Source organism: Burkholderia sp. BCC1993 (genome assembly GCF_905339865.1).
Classification (GTDB): Bacteria; Pseudomonadota; Gammaproteobacteria; order Burkholderiales; family Burkholderiaceae; genus Burkholderia.
Window position 1 is genome coordinate 1 of the sequence record NZ_CAJPGZ010000005.1, and the last position, 18,482, is coordinate 18,482.

Consider the following 18,482-nt stretch of genomic DNA (forward strand, 5'->3'; position numbering starts at 1 on the left):
GTTCGCGTTCCTCGGCGTCAACATGTTCCTGTCCGGGCTGCACAGCTACGGGCAACTCTGAGGCATGCGCGGCGTTGCCTACCGTGTTCTACCCATGCACTTCGGCGAGCATTACCCCTACCCGCCGCGGGCGTGCCGGACCAGAATGTCCGAACGAGCATCGCCGCATTCCGGATGCGACGCAGGAGGAGCTGCCATGAGACGCGTCTATTTTCTGTTGCCGACGGCGCAATGCGCGCGGTCGATCGTCGGCGAGCTGCTGTCGCTGCGAATCGAGTGGCGACATATCCATTGCCTCGCGAATCACGATGTCTGGCGCGACGACTTGCCGGAAGCCACGCTGGTGCAACGCAGCGACCTGCTGCCGTCGCTCGCGCGCGGCACCGCGGTCGGCTTCGCGACCGGCATGCTGATGGGGCTGATCCTGCTGGTGGTCCAGCCCGCGGGGTTGCCGATCGGCGGCGGGATCGTCGTGGCGATCACGCTGTTCGGCGCGGCCTTCGGCGCATGGGTGGCGACGATGATCGGCATCGACATGCCGAGCACGCGCCTGAAGCGTTTCGAGGAGGGTATCGAGCATGGCGAGCTGCTGATGATGATCGACGTGCCGACCGACCGCGTTCACGAGATCGAAGACGCGATCAGGCTTCACCATACGGATGCGCATCTGCAGGGAGAGGATCCGACCATCCCGGCATTTCCATGAGCGGCGGGGCCGGCCGAACGCCGGCCGCGACAGCGCTACACGTTGCCGGACGCCATCGCTTCATGGCGCCGGGCAACGCGCCGTGCGCGCGATGCCGGCAGCGTTGCCGCGCGCAGGCTGCCGCGGGTCGCGCGTGTTGCGCGTTTTTCAGCGTTTTTCAATTCGCGGCGAGCAGCCGCTTGTAGCGCGCGAGCACGCGCGGCACGTACTCGCGCGTCTGCGGCATCGCCGGGATACGATACCCGGCCCGAATCACGGCATTCTCTCCGGCGTTGTACGCAGCGAGCGTGAGTTCGACGTTTTCCTTGAACAGGTTGAGCAGGAAGCGCAGATACCGTGCGCCGGTCAGCACGTTGTTGCGCGGATCGAACATGTCGCCGCCCGAGAAGCGCCGGGCCGTTTCCGGCATCAGTTGCATGAGCCCGAGCGCGCCTTTGTCCGATACCGCCTTCGGGTTGTATCCCGATTCGACGTCGATCACGGCGCGAAGGAGTTCGGGCGGAACATTGAACGACCGGCTCGCTTCGGCGATCACGTCCTCGAACGACGACGCGACGACGTGTTTCGGCGCGACACGCTTCGTCGTGAATGCGGCCGGCCGGGCGGCCGGCCTCGCGGCCGCGACGATCACTTTCAGATTGACCGTGCTGGGCACGTTGGTCAGGACGATGACGCCATTCTTCGCCACCATGCCGAATATCTGCGCGTGAGCGGCGCACGACCATGCCGAGCCGATTCCCGCGCATGCGGCGACGATGATGGTCTTTCGTAATCCGGACGAAGGGTGGCAGCGCATCTTTCTGGCCTCCTGCATCTGCATTTTCGTGGCCGGGTGTTCGCATCGACAATGGGGCATCCTCCTACAATTCGAGGCCGGAAGAGACGCCGCCGCGGTGGCGCTGCAAAACTGTTACACAAGTAATCACCGGTAGGATTCGGTAATCCGATGAAGTTGACGATCCTTACGCGGGACAGTTGTTTTCTGCTCGATGCAACCGTGGTTGCAGAAGAAATCATTTCCCGCGCGGCGAAAGCGATCGGATAGTCCCGCCATCCGTAGTCTTACGGATGCGACGCACAACACCGAAACGATTCACGCCTGAAACATTCCCGTCATTGCGCGACGCTTCCGCAGCTGCATGCCTGGCGCGGGCGCTCGCGCGCGGCGCGGTGGCGCGATCCTTGCTCGAACGAGGAGCGTGGCCAATCGCTCGCGAGGCGGCCACCAGACCGGACCGAGAAAATCATCAGAAAGGGCGTCCGGCACCGTGCAACCGAGGCATCGATGTCCAACGGGGGTGCAAGCGCGGGAACACTTGGGGGAAGTCGTGAATACTAAATATCGATTGATAATTGCAGAAGATCACGATCTGCTGAGAAACGGGCTCCGGTCGATGCTTTGCGCACAAGGCGATTACGAAGTCGTCGGCGAAGCGCGGGACGGCAAGGAGGCATGCCACCAGGCAATGACGCTCGCGCCGGATCTGATTCTGATGGATCTATCGATGCGCGGGATGAACGGCATCGATGCGAGCGCGACGATCAAGCGTCGAACGCCGGCCGTCCGGATCGTCGCGCTCACGGTGCACCAGAGCGAAGAATACGTGCGCGAGGCGCTGCGCGCGGGTGTCGACGGCTACGTGCTCAAGGACGTTTCGTTTGACGAATTGCTGCTCGCGATGCGCATGGTCATGCAGGGGAAGAAGCACCTGAGTGCCGACGTGTACGGCTACATGGTCGACTCGTTCGTCAGCGGTCGCGAAATGCCTGCGCCGAAAAAGGCCTGGGACATCCTGACCGCACGCGAACGCAGCGTGCTGAAACTGATCGCGGAAGGACGCACCAACCGGCAGGTCGGTCAGTACCTGAACCTGAGCCCGAAGACGATCGAGAAGTATCGGGCGAGCATGATGCACAAGCTCCATCTCGCGAATCTGACGGAGCTGGTGCTCGTCGCGATGAACATGGGTCTGTTGACGACACTCGCGGCGAAATGCGCGGAGCCGAACGTGGACGAGGTGTCGACGCACGCAGTCGCCGACGGCGTGCAGGCGGCAGGCGCTGTCGCGCGGCTGGACGACTATCCGGCGGGCGGCGCGAAGCACTGAGCGCGGCTGCGCATCAGAGCGGCCAGGTTGCCGAGACGCGCGTACCCGTCGTGGCGGACGACTGGATCGCAAACGTGCCGCCGTGCGCCTCGATGCGGTGCTGCATGCCGATCAGGCCGAGTCCCGCCGCGCGCGCGTCGTCCGTCGAAAGCGGGCGACGCTCGTAGCCGACGCCGTTGTCGTCGATCGTCAGCAGCAGGCCGCCCGCATCGCGTTGCAGGCTGAGCACGATCTCGGTGGCCTGTGCATGCTTGACGATGTTGTGGAGTGCTTCCTGCGCGACTCTGAACATGTCGGCCTTCAGATGATCCGGTATGTCGTCGTCGTCGACGTCGCAATTGAACTCCACTGCCAGCGGGTCCGCGTCGCGCTCGATGCGCCGGCACAGCGAAACGAGCGCGGCCGGCAGTCCGAGCTTGTCGAGTATCGGCGGCCTCAGTTCGCCGCAGATCTGGCGGACTTCGCCGATCGTCTCGCGGATGCGCAACACGGCGTCGTCGAGCAGCGTCGTCGCGTCGGCGATCTCGCCGCGGCGAATGCGCATGAGCGCGTCCTCGTTCATCAGCTTGATGAGCGTCAGCGCCTGGCCGAGCCCGTCGTGCAATTCCGCGGCAAGCCGATGCCGTTCCTTCTGCTGGCCCATCAGGAGATAGGTGTTGCAGGCATGCACGCCCGCATCGTTCGCCGCGGCGCCACGCCGTTCGGGCTCGGGCGTCGACGGTTCCTCGAACAGCGTCAGCGACAGGTGTGTGTCGGGAAGTGCCTGCTGATGTACGACGAATCGCGCGGGATGGCCGCTTCGCCCGCTGAGCATCGCAGTGAACGCATGATGCTGAAGGGCGGCGCTCGTGGACAGCTCGCTCGCCAGCTCGGCGTGGGCGTCGTCGGGCGCCAGGTCGGACAGATGCCGGCTGACGAGTTCGGCGGCCGTATAGCCGAACAGCGCCGCGGCACTGCGATTGACCGATACGAAGGTGCCGTCGTCGGCGAGAATGGCGAGCGCCGCTCCACGCGCATCGGTGACGACAGCGCTGCGGCGATCATCGGTACGCAGCGCACTGCGCAGCTTGCGCATCGCATCGATCAGATCGAGCAGCCTGATCCGTGGCCCTTCGGGCTGGCGTTCAGTCATGGTAGCTCCCGAAGCGCAGTTTTCAGGAAACCGTAAGGTTTCGATCATTCTAGGACGTGACCGACTCGGCCCGCAACATGGGGATTTCGCGCGTACGTCATAGGGAAATACCTTCCGTATGCAACGGGAAATCCCGCCAAGCGGGCATGTCCTACCGGCCTTTGGGGGGCGTCATCCCATGACGCTCGCGACCAGATTCATGACACTTCAGTGGCGGGGCACGGAATTGTCCGCTGCCTGGGCGCGTCTCAGGGAGGCTGGTATGAACAGGATCGGAAGATCGACGATGGGCGCACTCGTGGTCGCGGGCGTTGCGCTTGCCGCGACGCCCGCGTGGTGTGCGCCCGATGGCAGCGCGATCGAGAACGCCGGCGGCGCGGCCGCGGAAAACGCCGCCGCGAACACGAGCGTCACGCAGAATGCCGCGCCGGATGCCGTCGAGAGTATGACGGGAATGACCATGCAGAACGGTGGCGAAGATTCCGTCGGAAACGCCGCCGACAGCGCGGCGACGCACGCCGCGGAGCACGCGATGGAACCCGCCACCGAGCCCGCGATGCAGCCCGCCGCGGAGCAGGCGATGGAGCCCGCTACCGAACCCGCGATGCAGCCCGCCGCGGAGCAGGCGATGGAGCCGGCCACCGAGCCCGCGATGCAGCCTGCCGCGGAGCAGGCGACGGAGCCCGCTACCGAGCCCATGACGCAGCCCGCCGCGGAGCCCGCCAACGGTAGCCCCGCCGCGCCCGCGCCGGCCGCACCCGCCGCAAAACCGGCGGACAAGGCCGCCTCGAAGATGACCGACGGCGCGACCGAAGCCGCCGGCATGCACATGCATCATCACGCCGTGATGCCGGGCACCGTGCACACGATGGTCCAGTATGCCGAGCCGTCGGTCCAGCTCGTGCGCGACGACGGCCGGACCGTCTCGCTGGTCAAGGAACTGGACGACGGCCGGCCGGTGATCCTGACATTCATCTACACCAGTTGCACGACCATCTGCCCGATGATCAGCCAGACGCTCGAGCAGCTGCAGGGCGAACTTGGCGCCGACCGCGACAAGGTGCACATCATGTCGATCTCGATCGATCCGGAGGCGGACACGCCCGAGCGGCTCAGGACCTACGCGGCACGCTTCGAAGCCGGCCCTGAATGGCAGCACTACACCGGTACCGTCGATGCGAGCGTCGCCGCGCAACGCGCGTTCAACGTGTATCGCGGCGACAAGATGAACCACACGCCGGTGACGTTCGTGCGGGCCGCGCCGGGCCAGCCGTGGCTGCGTATCGACGGCTTCGCGACGCCGACCGAGCTGCTCGCGGCCTATCGCGACGTCGTCGCGTCCAACTAGGCGTCTCTGAGAGGAGCGTCGAAATTGGACAACAAGCACCGTGTGCTGATCGTCGAGGATCAGCATCTGTTGCGAGTCGGCCTGAGTCACCTGGTTTCCGAGCTGGCCGACTACTGCATCGTCGGCGCGGCGAGCGACGGGGTCGAGGCCTGCCGTCTCGCCGAGAAGACGCGGCCCGACCTGATCCTGATGGATCTGTCCATGCCGGGCGGCAGCGGATTCGAAGCGATCGCGACGATCAAGCGCGACGTGCCGCATGCGCGGATCATCGTCCTCACGGTCCATCGCAGCGAAGACAACGTCAGGGAAGCGTTTGCCGCCGGCGCGGACGGCTACGTGGTCAAGGATTCGCCGTTCGCCGACCTGGTGCGCGAGATGCGCTTCGTGATGCAGGGCAAGTGCGTGGTCAGCCTCGACGCCTATCGCGCCCGCGCCGGCCTGCACGGGCTGCACGACGCGAACGCGCACAGGGCGCGCTTGTGGAATGCGCTGACGAATCGCGAGCGCACGGTGTTGCGCCTCGTCGTCGAGGGGCACACGAGCCGGCAGGTCGGCGAGTGCCTGAAGGTCAGTCCGAAAACGGTGGACAAGCACCGCGCCAATCTCATGCGCAAGCTCGGCGTCGTGAACCTGACCGGCCTCGTTCACTTCGCGATCGACGTCGGTGTGCTCGCGCTGAACGACGACGACCGTGTGTAAACCCCCTCCATTGGGGCAGGGCCCAACAGGGGGGGATTTACCCATGGGGATGGACGGCACTCCCTACTTCTGACCCGTACCGGCGTGAACAAGAATGCAATCAACGGCATCGGCGGCGCCGGTGCCGCGGGTCGATACAGGGAGGCAGCCGTGAGCCACGAATCGTTCTCGATCCCGGCCGGCGCGCCGGGCCGGCGGCAGCGTGACGAACGACGCGTGTGCCGCGCGTGTGCGAGTCGCGGCTTCACGCTGCTCGAGCTGCTGGTCGTGATGGTCATCATCGGGTTGCTGGCAGGGCTCGTGGCGCCACGGTATTTCGAACAGGTCGGCAAGTCCAACGTCAAGATCGCGCGTGCGCAGATCGTGTCGCTCGGCCAGGCGCTGGACCAATACCGGCTCGACGTCGGTACCTATCCGACGACCGAGGAAGGGCTGGATGCGCTCGTGAACAAGCCGCAAAGCGCGTCGCGGTGGAGCGGTCCCTATCTGCAGAAGGCCGTCCCGGCGGATCCGTGGGACCGGCCCTATCAGTATCGCTCACCGGGCGAGCACGGCGACTACGACCTGTTCTCGCTCGGCAAGGACGGACACGGCGGCGGTACCGGCGAGAACGTGACGATCTCGTCGTGGTAGGGGCGCGTGGCTACGGCCGCGGCGCGCGTCGTGGGCAGTTCGCAAGGAGATTCGACGTGAAATTCGTGCTGCATGTATTCGATACGAGCGGCTCGGTGCAGACGCTTCGCATCGACAGCGATTCGCCGGCGGGCGCGGCCTCGCTCGCGCGTGCGCGGGGCCTTCGCGTCGTATCGGTCAGCACGGACGCCGGGCGGCAGCGGCGCGGCGCGAACCGGCTCGGCATGCCGCGTGCGCGGTTCGACGTCGACATGTTCGCTCGCGAGCTGGCGGCGCTGCTCGATGCGGGTGTCGGCCTCGTCGACGCGCTGCGCACGCTCGGCGGCAACGCGCGGCGCGAGGCGTCCGCACAGGTGTGCCGCGATCTGCTGCGGCAGCTCGAGGAAGGGCAGTCGCTGTCGGCGGCGCTCGAGCACGCGAGCCCGATCTTTCCGCCGGTGCTGGTGGCGTGCGTGAAGGCGAGCGAGCAGACCGGCGGCCTGGCCGACAGCCTGACGCGCTATTCGCTCAACAGCGCGACGCTGCGCGAGTTGCGCGCGCGGGTCGTGTCGGCGGCGATCTACCCGACGGTGCTGCTGTTCGTCGGTGCGGCCGTCGTGCTGTTCCTGCTCGGCTTCGTGGTGCCGCGCTTCGCGACGCTGCTCGAACACAGCGGGCGCGAGCTGCCGCTGATGTCGCGGCTGCTGATGGCGTGGGGCGGCATGGTGCACGCGCACGGCACCGAGCTGGCCGGCGGCCTCACGGTGCTGGCGGTGGCCGCCAGTGTCGCGCTGCGGCGGCCGGCACTGCGCATCTGGCTCGCGGATCGGCTGCTGGCGCTGCCCGGCATCGGGCAACACTTCCGCGTGTTTCGCCAGTCGCAGTTCTATCGCACGACGGCGATGCTGGTCGACGGCGGCATTCCCGCCATTCGCGCGTTCGATCTCGCCCGCGGCCTGGTCGGCCGCGCGGACCAGGCTGCGCTTGCGCGCGCGCTGCAGCAGGTCCGCAACGGCGCGAAGATGTCCGAGGCGTTCCAGCAGGCCGGTCTCGCCAATGCGATCGGCTACCGCCTGCTGACGGTGGCCGAGAAGACCGGCGGGCTCGGGCCCGTCCTCGACCGGATCGCCGCGTTTCAGGAAGCGCAGGTGTCGCGCACGATCGACCTGATTTCACGCCTGATCGAACCCGCGATGATGATCGTGATCGGCGTGGTGATCGGCGGCATCGTCGTGTTGATGTACATGCCGATCTTCGAGATCGCGTCGAGCATTCAGTAGGCAGTCCTGGAGACGCGCGTGGACACCCTCACATCCTCCCCCGACAACCCGCCCGACGCGGACGCCGATCTGCGCGACCTGCTGCGCACGCTCGGCGAACGGCACGGTTCGGGCCTGCGCGCGCTCGAGGCATTGACGGCGCAGACGGCGCTGGGCGCGGACGCGATGCGCGAGCGGCTCGCGTCGCAATTCCGGATGAAGCCGATCGGCATGCGCGAACTGAACCGCCTGACGCCGGATTTCGAGCTGGTGCCGTTCGTCGAGGCAACGGCGCGCCTTTGCGTGTGCCTGCGCGATCCCGATTGCGGCGCGCTGCTGTTCGCGATCGCCGATCCGCTCGATGCCCGCACGCGCGGCTGGATCGAGCACCGGATGCGTGCGCACCCGGCGCTGGCATACGGATGGGCGCTCGCGAGCGCGGGCGACCTGGGCGCCTATCTCGCCGTGCGCGAGAAGGACATCCGCGCGATGGATTCGCTCGCGTTCGACGATCCGATCCAGAGTGCGCCCGATCCGGCGTCGCTCGCCTTGACGCTGCAGGGCATCAGCAGCGACGACAGCCCGGTGGTGCGTCTGCTCAATTCGACGATCTACGACGCGCTCAAGATGCTGGCGAGCGACATCCACCTCGAATGCCGGGCGAACGGCTTGATGATCAAGTGCCGGGTCGATGGCGTGCTGACGGTGGTGGGGCGCGTCGAGGGCCGCGACGTCGCGGACCAGGTGCTGTCGCGCGTGAAGGTGATCTCCGAGCTCGATATCGCGGAGCGCCGCATTCCGCAGGACGGGCGCTTCAAGGCGATGTACGCCGGACGCGAGATCGATTTTCGCGTATCGATCATGCCGAACCAGTTCGGCGAGGACGCGGTGTTGCGGATTCTCGACCGCTACCAGCTGTCCCAGGCGTCGGGCGGCCTGACGCTCGAGGCGCTGGGGTTCCAGCCCGCCGACACGCGCTTCATGCGGTCGGTCGCGTCGATGCCGTACGGCATGCTGCTCGTCACGGGCCCCACCGGCAGCGGCAAGACCACGACGCTTTACGCAATCCTCACCGAAATCAACAACGGGCTCGAGAAGATCGTGACGATCGAGGATCCGGTCGAATACCAGCTGGGCGAGATCCTGCAGATTCCGGTCAACGAGGCGAAGGGCCTGACGTTCGCGCGCGGCTTGCGGTCGATCCTGCGGCACGATCCGGACAAGATCATGGTCGGCGAAATCCGCGATCCCGAAACCGCGCAGATCGCCGTGCAGGCCGCGCTGACCGGCCACCAGGTGTTCACCACCGTGCATGCGAACAACGTGTTCGACGTGATCGGCCGGTTCACGAACATGGAGGTCGATCCGTACAGCTTCGTATCGGCGCTGAACGGCGTGATCGCGCAGCGGCTGCTGCGCCAGTGCTGTCCGGACTGCCTGGACGAGGACACGGTCGACGCGGATGCGCTCGCCCGCTCGGGCATCGACCCGGACACGGCCGGCAGCTACCTGTTTCGCCGCGGTACCGGGTGCGCGATGTGCCGCGGCAGCGGCTATCGCGGCCGGCGCGCGATCGCGGAGGCGCTGCGCATGAACGACGAACTGCGGCAACTGCTGTCGGAGCGCGCGCCGCTCGGGCACATCAAGGCGGCGGCGCTGCGCTACGGCATGACGACGTTGCGCGCATCGGCCATCGACCTGGTGAGGCGCGGCGAAACGACGCTCGAGGAGATCAATCGTGTCACCATGGTCGAATGATCGGCTTGCGGTCGGCGTCGGCACGCGCGAGATCGTCGTCGGCATCCGCCCGCGCGCACTGTGGCGGCCGGGCCGGCGCGGGTTCGCCGCCGATCCGCTCAGCGTCGTCATCCCCGACGAACAGTTCGGAAGCGAGACGGGGGTGCTCGACGCGCTGGGTGCCGCGCTGGCCGCGACGGCCGGCAGCGACGGCAACGCGAAGCGGCCGCCCGCGCGCGGCGCGCACATCGTGCTCGACGATTTCTGGTGTTGCCATGCGATCCTGCGCGGCGACTTCCGCGCGCTGCACGCGCGCGCGCTCGAGGACATCGCGCTCGCGCATTTCTCCGACACCTACGGGGTCGCCGCCGAGTCGCTGGTCACGCGCTTCGACGTGCGGCGTGGCGGCCGTGTGCTCTTTGCCAGCGCGCTGCCGCGCACGCTGTACGACGGCATTCTCGGGACGGGCGCAGCCGGCGACGTCCGCATTCGCTGCCTTCGCGCGGGGCTTCCGGAGACGCTCGATCGGGTCGCGGTGAAGCCGGACGGCGACGCGATGCTGCTCGTCGTCGGCGAGGCGTTGCTGCAGGCGGTCATGATCGAGCGCGGCGAGTGGACCGCGTACGACGCGCAGCGCCTCTTTCCGGGCGAGTCCGGCGATGCGTCGAGGCTTGCCGAACTCGCCGAGCAGCTGTTCGAGCGCTCGGCGACGCGCACGGGCCTGACGCGCGACGACTGCAAGGTCTATCTGTCCGGCGTCGACACGGATGCCGCGCCGTTCGAGGCGCGTTTTGCCGCGGCCGTGCTGCCGAGCCGCGCGGCGCTCGACGGTTCGCCTGCGCGCCGGTTGCTGGAGTACGCATCATGAGCCGCACGCTCGACATCGATTTTTGCCGGCGCCGCGCCCGCATCGGCGTGAGTGGCGCGATCCTGCTCGGCGTCGCCGCGCTGCTGTGGGGCGCGTGCGCCGTCCGGCTCTGGCACGCGTATGCGGAGAACGATCGCATCCGGGACGCGCTGGCGCTCGTCCAGCATCGCACGTTCGCGCAGCAACACGTCGTGAAGCCGCCGCCGACCGCGGCCGCGCGGCTCGCGGAAAAGCAGAGCCAGGCCGTGCTGCGCGAACTGACCGTGCCATGGCAGACGCTCTTCTCGATCGTCGAAGACTATCCGGGCCATGACGTCGCACTGATCGGCATCGACCAGAACCCGGCACAGGGCCAGATTCGCATCACGGCCGAAGCGAAGGACCCGGACGCGATGATCGCGTACCTGAAGTACTTGCAGACGAGCGACGTGCTGCGCGAGGCGACGCTCAACGGCCACCTCGTCGAGGAGAACGTGGCGGGAAAGCCGGTGCGTTTCCAGATCACGGCCGTCTGGAGGAAATCATGAAAGCCGATCGTTTCGCGGACCGCCTGCTCACGCTTCGGTTCGCGTGGCGGCGTGCATTCGGTCTGCCGGGGCTCGCCGGGATCCTGATGCTCGGTGCCGCGGGCATCACGTATGCGGCGATCGCCGGCGTGGAGGCCGACACGCGCGCGATGCAGGCGCCGGCCGGCGTGGTGCGCGCCGCACGCGGCCAGCGTCCGGCCGACGTGCGCGGCACGGCGGCGGACGCGACGACGCTCGACACGTTGCCGGCGCTCTTTCCGCGCTTTTCGCAAAGCGCGGACGACATCGCGTCGATCTTCGAGCAGGCGCGCGACAGCCATCTGGCGCTCGGGTCCGCCGAGTACCAGATGACGACCGAGTCGGGGGCGCGCTTCACGCGCTACCAGGTGCTGCTGCCCGTGAAGGATCAGTACGGCGCGATCCGGCATTTTCTCGCATCGGTGCTGAACCACGTGCCGAACGCGGCGCTGCAGGAAATCCACGTCGAGCGTCCGGCGGTGGGCAGCAGCATTCTCGACGCGCGGGTTCGTTTCGAACTCGTCTATCGGAGCGCCCAGCCATGATCTCCGCCGTCATGAAACCCGCTTCGCGCAATCGACTCGTGCTCGTGCTGGGCTGCCTCGTCGTCGCCGGTACCGGATATCGCGTGCTGGTGGCGGCGATGCAGCAGCCGGCACCGGCTGCTGCAAGCGGCATCGTCCATCGCGACGGTGCGCGCGCGGCGCCCGCGCCGGCACGCGCACGCGCAGGCCTTGCGGCGGCCTCGCATGCCGCGGCGCCTGCGCCCGCGTCGTTGCCCGCGTCGCATGACGTACCCGCGCCGCATGACGCGGCGGCGACCGCGCGGGAACAGCTCGCCGCATTGCGTGCGCCCGTGTCCGTCGAAGCTGCACACGATCCCTTCACGGCGTCGTCATGGCTGCCGCCGCCGCCCGTCGAGCCGCCGCCGCCCGAAGCGCGTCCGGCGCCGCCGACCGCGCCGCCGGTGCCGTTCGTTTATCTCGGCCAGCAGGATGCCAAGTCGGCGAAGCCGCAAGTGTTTCTCGGCAACGGAGACCAGTTGCTGATCGTTTCGCCGGGCGATGTGATCGACAGCCAGTATCGCGTCGAGTCGGTGTCCGAGGCGAACGTGGTGCTCACCTATCTGCCGCTGAACCAGATCCAGATGGTGCCCATTTCAGTGGAAGGAAAGTAAATGGAAACCGTACTGACACGGGATGCGCGCCGCAACGGGGACGGCGGCCCGTCGACACGCCTTTGCTCCGTCACCCCGGCCGATGCGCGACCCGCACCGGCGGCCCGCTGCGCGACGAAACGCGCGCTGGCGATCGCCGTGGCGCTGCTCGCGTGCGGCGGCTGCGCGCATGTGCCGAACCTTCAGGACGATCCGACCAACGCGCAGGTGAAGATCGACGCCGTGCACGAGCGCAACGACGCGGTCGACCAGCTGCTCGACAACGCGGACACGTTTCGCCAGCAGAACGAATTCGACGACGCGGCGCGCTCCGTCAACATGGCGAAGCAGCTCGATCCGACCAGCGAGCGCGCGCGCCGGATCGGCACGATGATCGACCAGGACCGCAAGCATCTCGCGATCCTGCAGGAAGCGGACCGCATGATGAAGCGCGGTTCGTACGCGCAGGCCGCCGAACGCGTGCATCGCGTGCTGGTCGAGGATCCGGCCAATGCGATGGCGATGCGGATGCAGGCGGAACTCGATGAAAAGCGCCGCCAGCAACACGCGGAGCGCGACGACAAGCTCGCGGCGTCGTCGATCATGCGCACGCCGGTGTCGCTGCAGTTCCGCGACGCGAACGTGCGGATGGTGTTCGAGGCCTTGTCGAGGACGTCCGGGCTGAACGTCATTTTCGATCGCGACGTGCGCGCCGACCTGAAGACGACGATCTTCGTGCAGAACGCGTCGCTGCAGGACACGGTCGACATGATCCTGTTGCAGAACCAGCTCGACAAGAAGCAGATGAATGCGAACACGCTGTTCATCTACCCGGCGACGCCGGCCAAGGAGCTCGAATACCAGGAGCTCAAGGTGCGCACGTTCCAGCTGTCGAACGTCGATGCGAAGCAGATCCAGTCGCTGCTGAAGAGCCTGCTGAAGGTGAAGGAGGCCGTGATCGACGAGCGCGCGAACACGGTGACGATCCGCGGCACGCCAGACACGATCAAGGTCGCCGAGGAAATGATCACCGCCCAGGACTTGCCGGAGCCGGAGGTGATGCTCGAGGTCGAGGTGCTGGAGGTATCGCACGACCGGATGTCGCAACTGGGCATCAACTGGCCCAACTCGTTTACGGTGTCGACGCCGAGCTCGGCCAATACCTGGGGGGTGCTGCACCATCTGCCGGCCAATGCGCTGACCGTCAGCGGCCTGTCGGCCACCGCGGACTTCAAGCTGACCGATACCGACGCGAACCTGCTCGCGAGCCCGCGCATCCGCGCGCGCAACAAGGAGAAGGCGCGCATCATGATCGGCGACAAGGTGCCGGTGATTTCGAGCTCGAGCACGCCGAGCACCAGCGGCCCGTCATTTACGCAGATGATCCAGTACCTCGACGTGGGCATCAAGCTCGAGGTCGAGCCGCAGGTTTATCGCGACGGCGACGTCGGCATCAAGCTGAATCTCGAAGTCAGCAACATCACCAACACGATCTCGAGCGGCAACTCGCAGGGGCTGAGTTCGCTCGCGTATCAGATCGGCACGCGCAGTGCGTCGACCAGCCTGCGGCTTCGGGACGGCGAAACGCAGATCATGGGCGGCCTGATTTCGGACGAGGACCGCCGCAACGCGAACAAGGTGCCGGGTCTTGGCCAGTTGCCGGTGCTCGGCCGCCTGTTCTCGGATCACGGCGGCGATCACAAGAAGACCGAGATCGTGCTGCAGATCACGCCGCATATCGTCCGGCCGCAGGTTGCGGCGGATGCGGACACGCAGGAAGTGTGGTCGGGCACCGACGTCAACGTGCACGCCGACCAGCTGCGACTCGACCCGGTGGCGCTGAACGCGGAGGCGCCCGCGGCGCCGGAAGCGAAGGCACTCGCGGCGCCGGAGGCGAAGGCCCCCGCGGCGCCGGAGGCGAAGGTCGTTCCGGGCAGCGTGGGCGGCGGGACGTCGGGCGGCGCGGCGCCGTCACCGCTGGAGGCCGCGGCGAACCGTGAGCAGCCGTCGCCGGCGAGCGGCGCGTTCGGACGGATGCCGGCCGCACCGCGCACGACGCCGCCGCCCGACCCGTACGGCGGGCGGTTCTCGAGGTCCCAGCCGGGATTGCCCGCGCCGGCCCCCGGGGCCGCCGCGGCGGAGCAGCCGGCTGGCGGCGCGGCGCAGGCGGCCGCGCCGGCGGGCAATGAAGTGGCGCCCGCGCCGGGCACCACCGTGACGCCGGTTGCGTCGCCGGCACCGGCCGAGCAGGCGGCCGCGGCGGCCAATGCGCCGGCCGCCGCGCCGGCGGCGCCCGCTCCGACGCTGCAGATGCCGGCGGGCGATATCCCGAACGAAAACCCGCTTCGCCCGATCGGGAAGTGAGCCGTGACCGCCCGCCACGCAGCGCCTCGCATTGGCCGAGTCGGCCGCGTCGGTCGCATCGGCCGGCGCGGCTTCACGTTGATCGAGATGGTCATCACGCTCGCGCTCGTGTCGATCCTCGCGCTCGCGATCATGCCGTTCTCCGAACTGATCGTGCAGCGTCAGAAGGAGCAGGAGCTGAGTGCCGCGTTGCGCGAGATTCGCACGGCGCTCGATGCGTTCAAGGATGCGAGCGATGCGGGGCAGATCGAAAAGGAGGCGGAAGCGTCCGGCTATCCGCCGTCGCTGGCCGTGCTCGTGACGGGCGTGAAGAACGTCCGCGACCCGAAGGGCGGCATGATGATGTTCCTGCGCCGGGTGCCGCGCGATCCGTTCTTCGCCGGCGATCCCGATACGCCGGCCGAGGACACCTGGGATGTGCGCGCGTACGGCACGCCGCCGGACCCGGCGGCCGACGCGGCCCCTGCCGGCATGGAGCCCGGCAAGGACGTGTTCGACGTGACCTCGAAATCCGCTCGTGTCGGCATCAACGGCATTCCGTACAAACAATGGTGACGGTTCATCATGAAACCCGCTCGCATGCGCAGGATCCGCGGCTTTACGCTGATCGAAATCGTGGTCGTGATGGCCATCATCGGGCTGCTTCTGACCTTGGCCGTGCCGCGCTACATGCACAGCATCGAGCGCGGGAAGGAACAGGTGCGGCGGCAGAACCTCGCGGTGATGCGCAATGCGATCGACCAGTATTACGGTGACAACGGGCAATACCCCGACACGCTCGACGAACTGGTCGCGAAGCACTATTTGCGTGCGGTTCCGGTCGATCCGGTGAATGGCGACGACAAATGGGCGACGATCGCATCGCCGGACGAGACCAGGCCGGGCGTCTACGATGTGGGGCCCGCGAGCAGTGTGCAAGGCGTGCCGCCGGGCGTGGCGGGAACGGTGGGAGCGGCGGGAACGGCGGGAACGGCGGGAACGGCGGGAACGGCGGGAACGGCGGGAACGGCGGGCGTGGCCGGAGCGGTGAAATGAGCCGGTCCGGGCGGGCCGCGCGCGCGCGTGCGATGCATGCCCGCCTGCGCGGCGGGCGGCAGCGCGGGCTCGTGCTGCTCGCGCTGCTGATCGCGCTGATGCTGATGTCGATCGCGCTGGCCGGCGCGCTGGATGTCTGGTCGCTGCAGCGGCGCCGCGAACAGGAGCGGCAACTGCTGTTCGTCGGCGATCAGTACCGCAGGGCCATCGTCGCGTACTACCGTGTCGGGCGCGTATATCCGCAAACGGTCGACGACCTGCTGGACGATACGCGCTTTGCCACGCCCATGCATCATCTGCGCCGCGCGTATCCGGATCCGGTCAGCGGCAAGAACGACTGGTCGTTCCTGTGGCGGGCCGACCGATTCTACGGCGTATCCAGCAGCTCGGATGGCGCGCCGATCAAGCGCGCGGGATTTCCGGATCGATACAGGGAGTTCGAGGGCGTCGAAACCTATCGGCAATGGAAGTTTCTTTACCTCGCACCGGGTATGGCCGCATCGGCTGACGAAGCGTCGCCGGCGGCGCCGGCGCGGCCGGCCAGTGTGCCGAGCCTGTCCGGTTTTCCGGGCGGCTCGCTGCCCGGAAAGATGCCGGCCGGCCTGCGTTGACGCGGGTTCGGCGCCACGCGATACAGGCCGCACGCAAAAAAGCGCGATGCCCGCAACGGGCATCGCGCGTAAAACGGCGTGGAGCGCCGACGAATGAAACGTGATGAAGAAAGGGACGCCCGGCCAGGGACGCCCGGTTAGGGGCGCCCGGTTAGGGGCGCCCGGCCAAGGACGCCCGGCCGGAGGCTCAGGCCTTCGCGAGCTTGATGCTGGTCGGCTCGGCCGTCAGGTAGCCGACGCTCGCGCCGAAGCGGTCCTTGTAGTTCGCGCGCACCAGCGGGTCGAGCGTCGCCTTGACCTTGTCGTGCAGCGGCGTCTCCCAGTCGCCCACGTGCTGGAAGTTGCTCATCACGTAGGTCCAGCCGTTGATCTCGTCGACCGCGTGCAGGCCGGTCGATTCGGCGCCGGCCGGGCACGACAGCACGCGCGCGAGCGATTTCGTGTCGACGTTGTACGCCCACAGGAAGTTGTTCACGTGCATGCCCGAGTCTTCGCCGATGAAGAGCGTGCGCAGCTTCTCGGAGAACTTCAGGTTGTCGGGGTTCGCGATCTTGTCCGGGTTCGCGAGGTTGCCGAGCGCATCGGCCGCGGCGAGGTCCTCGCCGACGAGCGCGGCCGGCGCGCCCATGTCGACCGGCACCCACTCGCTGTCGATCGCGCTGCCCGACTTGTCGCGCTGGCCGGCCTTCAGGTTCAGCGCGTAGACGGCGCCCGCGGAGATCTTCTTGTCCACCGCGACGTCGCGCGACACCGCATTGCCGTTGACCATCGACGTCTCGATCCGCGACATCGCCGTGTAGACGATCTTGTCCTTCGCGTTGACCGTCGTGCCTTCGAGCTTCGTGAACGCCATGCTGCCGCCGATCAGCGCCGCGTAGCGGTGCGTCTCGAGGAACGCGGCCGCTTTTTCCATCCCGGGTTTCACGCGCATCCAGTTGAACTTGCCGCCGAAGTGGATCTTCGTGTAGCTCGCGTCGTTCGGGTCGGTCGTCGTCAGGTCCATGATGTCCGACGCCTTCAGCGTGTTCGCGAGCGTCTCGATCTCGCTGCTCGTCGCGTGGCCGATCCTGATCCACGTGAGCGTCGCGCTGCCCGCGCCGGCGGACGACGTCTGCGTCCACTTCGCGACGTACAGCGTGCCGGCCGACAGGTCGGCCGCCTTGTCGGCGACGAACATGAACAGGCCGCCGTTGGTGGCGTCGTCACCCATCATCACGGTGCGCTGGTCCGGCATCACCTGGATCAGCTCGTGCGAGATGCGGCCGAGGCAGTAGTGCTTCTTCACCGTGCCGGTGCCGTCCGGGTTCACCGTGATCTCGGGCAGGTGGCCGTAGTGGTAGGGGTTCGCCTTCGTTTCGTCGCCGAACGTGTTCCGGCTGAATGCCTTGAACTGCGCGTCGGTCGCGGCCTTCGTCGCGTCCGGCTCGTATTCCTCGCTCGACAGGTGCGTGCCCCACGGCGACAGGCTCGCGCCGCACGTGATCCACAGGCCGTGCGCCTTCGACGTGTCGACGTTGTGATACTTGACGACCTTCAGCGCGCCGTTGGACGGATCCTGGTCGAGCGTGATCACCGCGATCGGCGACGGCAGCTGGCCGTACTGCGACGCGCTTGCCTGGTCGCGCGTCGTGTATTCGAACTGCACGACCGCGAAGACCGTGTTGCCCTTCACGCCGGCGACGCTGGCGTTCTTCAGCGTCAGCAGCGAGCTGCCGTCCGGGCAGTCCGAGTAGAACTGGCGCTCCTTGCCCGCCACCGAGCGGTCGATGATCGGCTGGTTGTTGATGTCGTAATAGCCGCCCGCGAGCGTCGTGCCACCCTTGCCGTCCGGCACCATGTCGCCCGTCACGAAGAACGGCCGGTACGCGAGCTTGAAGTTGCGCGACGAGCCGTCCGAGAACGACACCGACAGCGTCGAGCCGACCGTCGTCGTGGCCATCGCGGCCGCGTTGTCGAGCGTGGGCGCGGCCATCGCCGAGAATGCCGCCGACGTGTACGCGGCGGCCGGCGTCGCCGCCACCGGATTGTCGTCGCCGCCGCAGCCGGTCAGCAGGGCCGGCAGCGCGAGGCCGGAGAGGGGCAGCATGGGCGCGCCGGCGAGGATCTTCAGGGCCTGACGACGGGAAGCATTGGGCAACGCGGGCATGTGGAGTCCAGTTTCAGATATTGGAAGAATGGCCTTCGCGCAGCAGGCGATCAGCAAGCAAGGCGAAGGCAAGTTGAAAACTGGACCGAAGTGTAGGGACGCTAGATGAAAGTTTTTTGAATCGAAAACGTAATGATGTGTCGGGCGTCCGTCAGG

Annotated in this window: 18 protein-coding genes; 15 read left to right on the plus strand and 3 right to left on the minus strand. The window is 67.4% G+C overall.

Annotated elements, in window-relative coordinates:
- The first annotated feature begins 196 nt into the window (after positions 1-196).
- The gene (locus U4Y91_RS09100; RefSeq protein WP_321804792.1) at positions 197-706 is read left to right on the plus strand and encodes a DUF1269 domain-containing protein; all 510 of its coding nucleotides are present in this window, start codon (positions 197-199) and stop codon (positions 704-706) included.
- Between the two features lie 157 nt (positions 707-863).
- Here the strand turns inward: U4Y91_RS09100 and U4Y91_RS09105 are convergent, their stop codons facing one another.
- On the minus strand, positions 864-1,502 hold the full coding sequence (locus tag U4Y91_RS09105; protein WP_321805073.1) for a lytic transglycosylase domain-containing protein: 639 nt from the start codon (positions 1,500-1,502) through the stop codon (positions 864-866).
- A gap of 532 nt (positions 1,503-2,034) precedes the next feature.
- On the opposite strand from U4Y91_RS09105, the gene U4Y91_RS09110 reads away from it, so the two are divergent.
- Positions 2,035-2,814, plus strand: coding sequence for a response regulator transcription factor (locus U4Y91_RS09110; RefSeq protein WP_321805074.1), 780 nt, complete (start codon positions 2,035-2,037; stop codon positions 2,812-2,814).
- Between the two features lie 13 nt (positions 2,815-2,827).
- Here U4Y91_RS09110 and U4Y91_RS09115 read toward each other — a convergent pair whose 3' ends face one another.
- A complete protein-coding gene (locus U4Y91_RS09115; RefSeq protein ID WP_321804793.1) occupies positions 2,828-3,946 on the minus strand; it encodes an ATP-binding protein in 1,119 nt (372 codons plus the stop codon).
- A gap of 697 nt (positions 3,947-4,643) precedes the next feature.
- Between U4Y91_RS09115 and U4Y91_RS09120 the strand changes: the two genes are divergently transcribed.
- The 13 genes from U4Y91_RS09120 to U4Y91_RS09180 all read left to right on the plus strand — a co-directional run bounded on the left by U4Y91_RS09120 (position 4,644) and on the right by U4Y91_RS09180 (position 16,180).
- Complete coding sequence (locus tag U4Y91_RS09120) at positions 4,644-5,294, plus strand: SCO family protein (protein WP_321805075.1); 651 nt, start codon at positions 4,644-4,646, stop codon at positions 5,292-5,294.
- Between the two features lie 24 nt (positions 5,295-5,318).
- The gene (locus U4Y91_RS09125; protein ID WP_321804794.1) at positions 5,319-5,993 is read left to right on the plus strand and encodes a response regulator transcription factor; all 675 of its coding nucleotides are present in this window, start codon (positions 5,319-5,321) and stop codon (positions 5,991-5,993) included.
- A 216-nt stretch (positions 5,994-6,209) separates the two neighbouring features.
- The gene (gene gspG / locus U4Y91_RS09130; RefSeq protein ID WP_321805076.1) at positions 6,210-6,626 is read left to right on the plus strand and encodes a type II secretion system major pseudopilin GspG; all 417 of its coding nucleotides are present in this window, start codon (positions 6,210-6,212) and stop codon (positions 6,624-6,626) included.
- A gap of 56 nt (positions 6,627-6,682) precedes the next feature.
- Positions 6,683-7,885 carry a type II secretion system F family protein gene (locus U4Y91_RS09135; RefSeq protein ID WP_321804795.1) on the plus strand — a complete coding sequence of 401 codons (1,203 nt, stop codon included), beginning with the start codon at positions 6,683-6,685 and terminating at the stop codon, positions 7,883-7,885.
- 18 nt (positions 7,886-7,903) lie between these two features.
- Positions 7,904-9,622 (plus strand): GspE/PulE family protein, encoded by a 1,719-nt coding sequence (locus U4Y91_RS09140; protein ID WP_321804796.1) that lies wholly within the window; start codon positions 7,904-7,906, stop codon positions 9,620-9,622.
- Positions 9,603-10,469, plus strand: a complete 867-nt coding sequence (locus U4Y91_RS09145; protein WP_321804797.1) for a hypothetical protein — start codon at positions 9,603-9,605, stop codon at positions 10,467-10,469. The genes U4Y91_RS09140 and U4Y91_RS09145 overlap by 20 nt, the downstream gene beginning before the upstream one ends.
- Entirely contained in the window at positions 10,466-10,996 is a 531-nt protein-coding gene (locus U4Y91_RS09150; protein ID WP_044849141.1) for a membrane protein, read from the plus strand. Before U4Y91_RS09145 ends, U4Y91_RS09150 begins: the two co-directional genes overlap by 4 nt.
- The gene (locus tag U4Y91_RS09155; protein ID WP_321804798.1) at positions 10,993-11,559 is read left to right on the plus strand and encodes a hypothetical protein; all 567 of its coding nucleotides are present in this window, start codon (positions 10,993-10,995) and stop codon (positions 11,557-11,559) included. The genes U4Y91_RS09150 and U4Y91_RS09155 overlap by 4 nt, the downstream gene beginning before the upstream one ends.
- 11 nt (positions 11,560-11,570) lie before the next feature.
- A complete protein-coding gene (locus tag U4Y91_RS09160; protein WP_321804799.1) occupies positions 11,571-12,191 on the plus strand; it encodes a hypothetical protein in 621 nt (206 codons plus the stop codon).
- Positions 12,192-14,534, plus strand: coding sequence for a type IV pilus secretin PilQ (locus U4Y91_RS09165; RefSeq protein ID WP_321804800.1), 2,343 nt, complete (start codon positions 12,192-12,194; stop codon positions 14,532-14,534).
- 30 nt (positions 14,535-14,564) lie between these two features.
- The gene (locus U4Y91_RS09170; RefSeq protein WP_321805077.1) at positions 14,565-15,089 is read left to right on the plus strand and encodes a type II secretion system protein; all 525 of its coding nucleotides are present in this window, start codon (positions 14,565-14,567) and stop codon (positions 15,087-15,089) included.
- 9 nt (positions 15,090-15,098) lie between these two features.
- On the plus strand, positions 15,099-15,569 hold the full coding sequence (locus U4Y91_RS09175; protein ID WP_321804801.1) for a type II secretion system protein: 471 nt from the start codon (positions 15,099-15,101) through the stop codon (positions 15,567-15,569).
- Positions 15,566-16,180 carry a type II secretion system protein gene (locus U4Y91_RS09180; RefSeq protein WP_321804802.1) on the plus strand — a complete coding sequence of 205 codons (615 nt, stop codon included), beginning with the start codon at positions 15,566-15,568 and terminating at the stop codon, positions 16,178-16,180. The genes U4Y91_RS09175 and U4Y91_RS09180 overlap by 4 nt, the downstream gene beginning before the upstream one ends.
- A gap of 187 nt (positions 16,181-16,367) precedes the next feature.
- Here U4Y91_RS09180 and U4Y91_RS09185 read toward each other — a convergent pair whose 3' ends face one another.
- Positions 16,368-18,326 carry a PhoX family protein gene (locus U4Y91_RS09185; RefSeq protein ID WP_321804803.1) on the minus strand — a complete coding sequence of 653 codons (1,959 nt, stop codon included), beginning with the start codon at positions 18,324-18,326 and terminating at the stop codon, positions 16,368-16,370.
- Positions 18,327-18,482 lie beyond the last annotated feature (156 nt).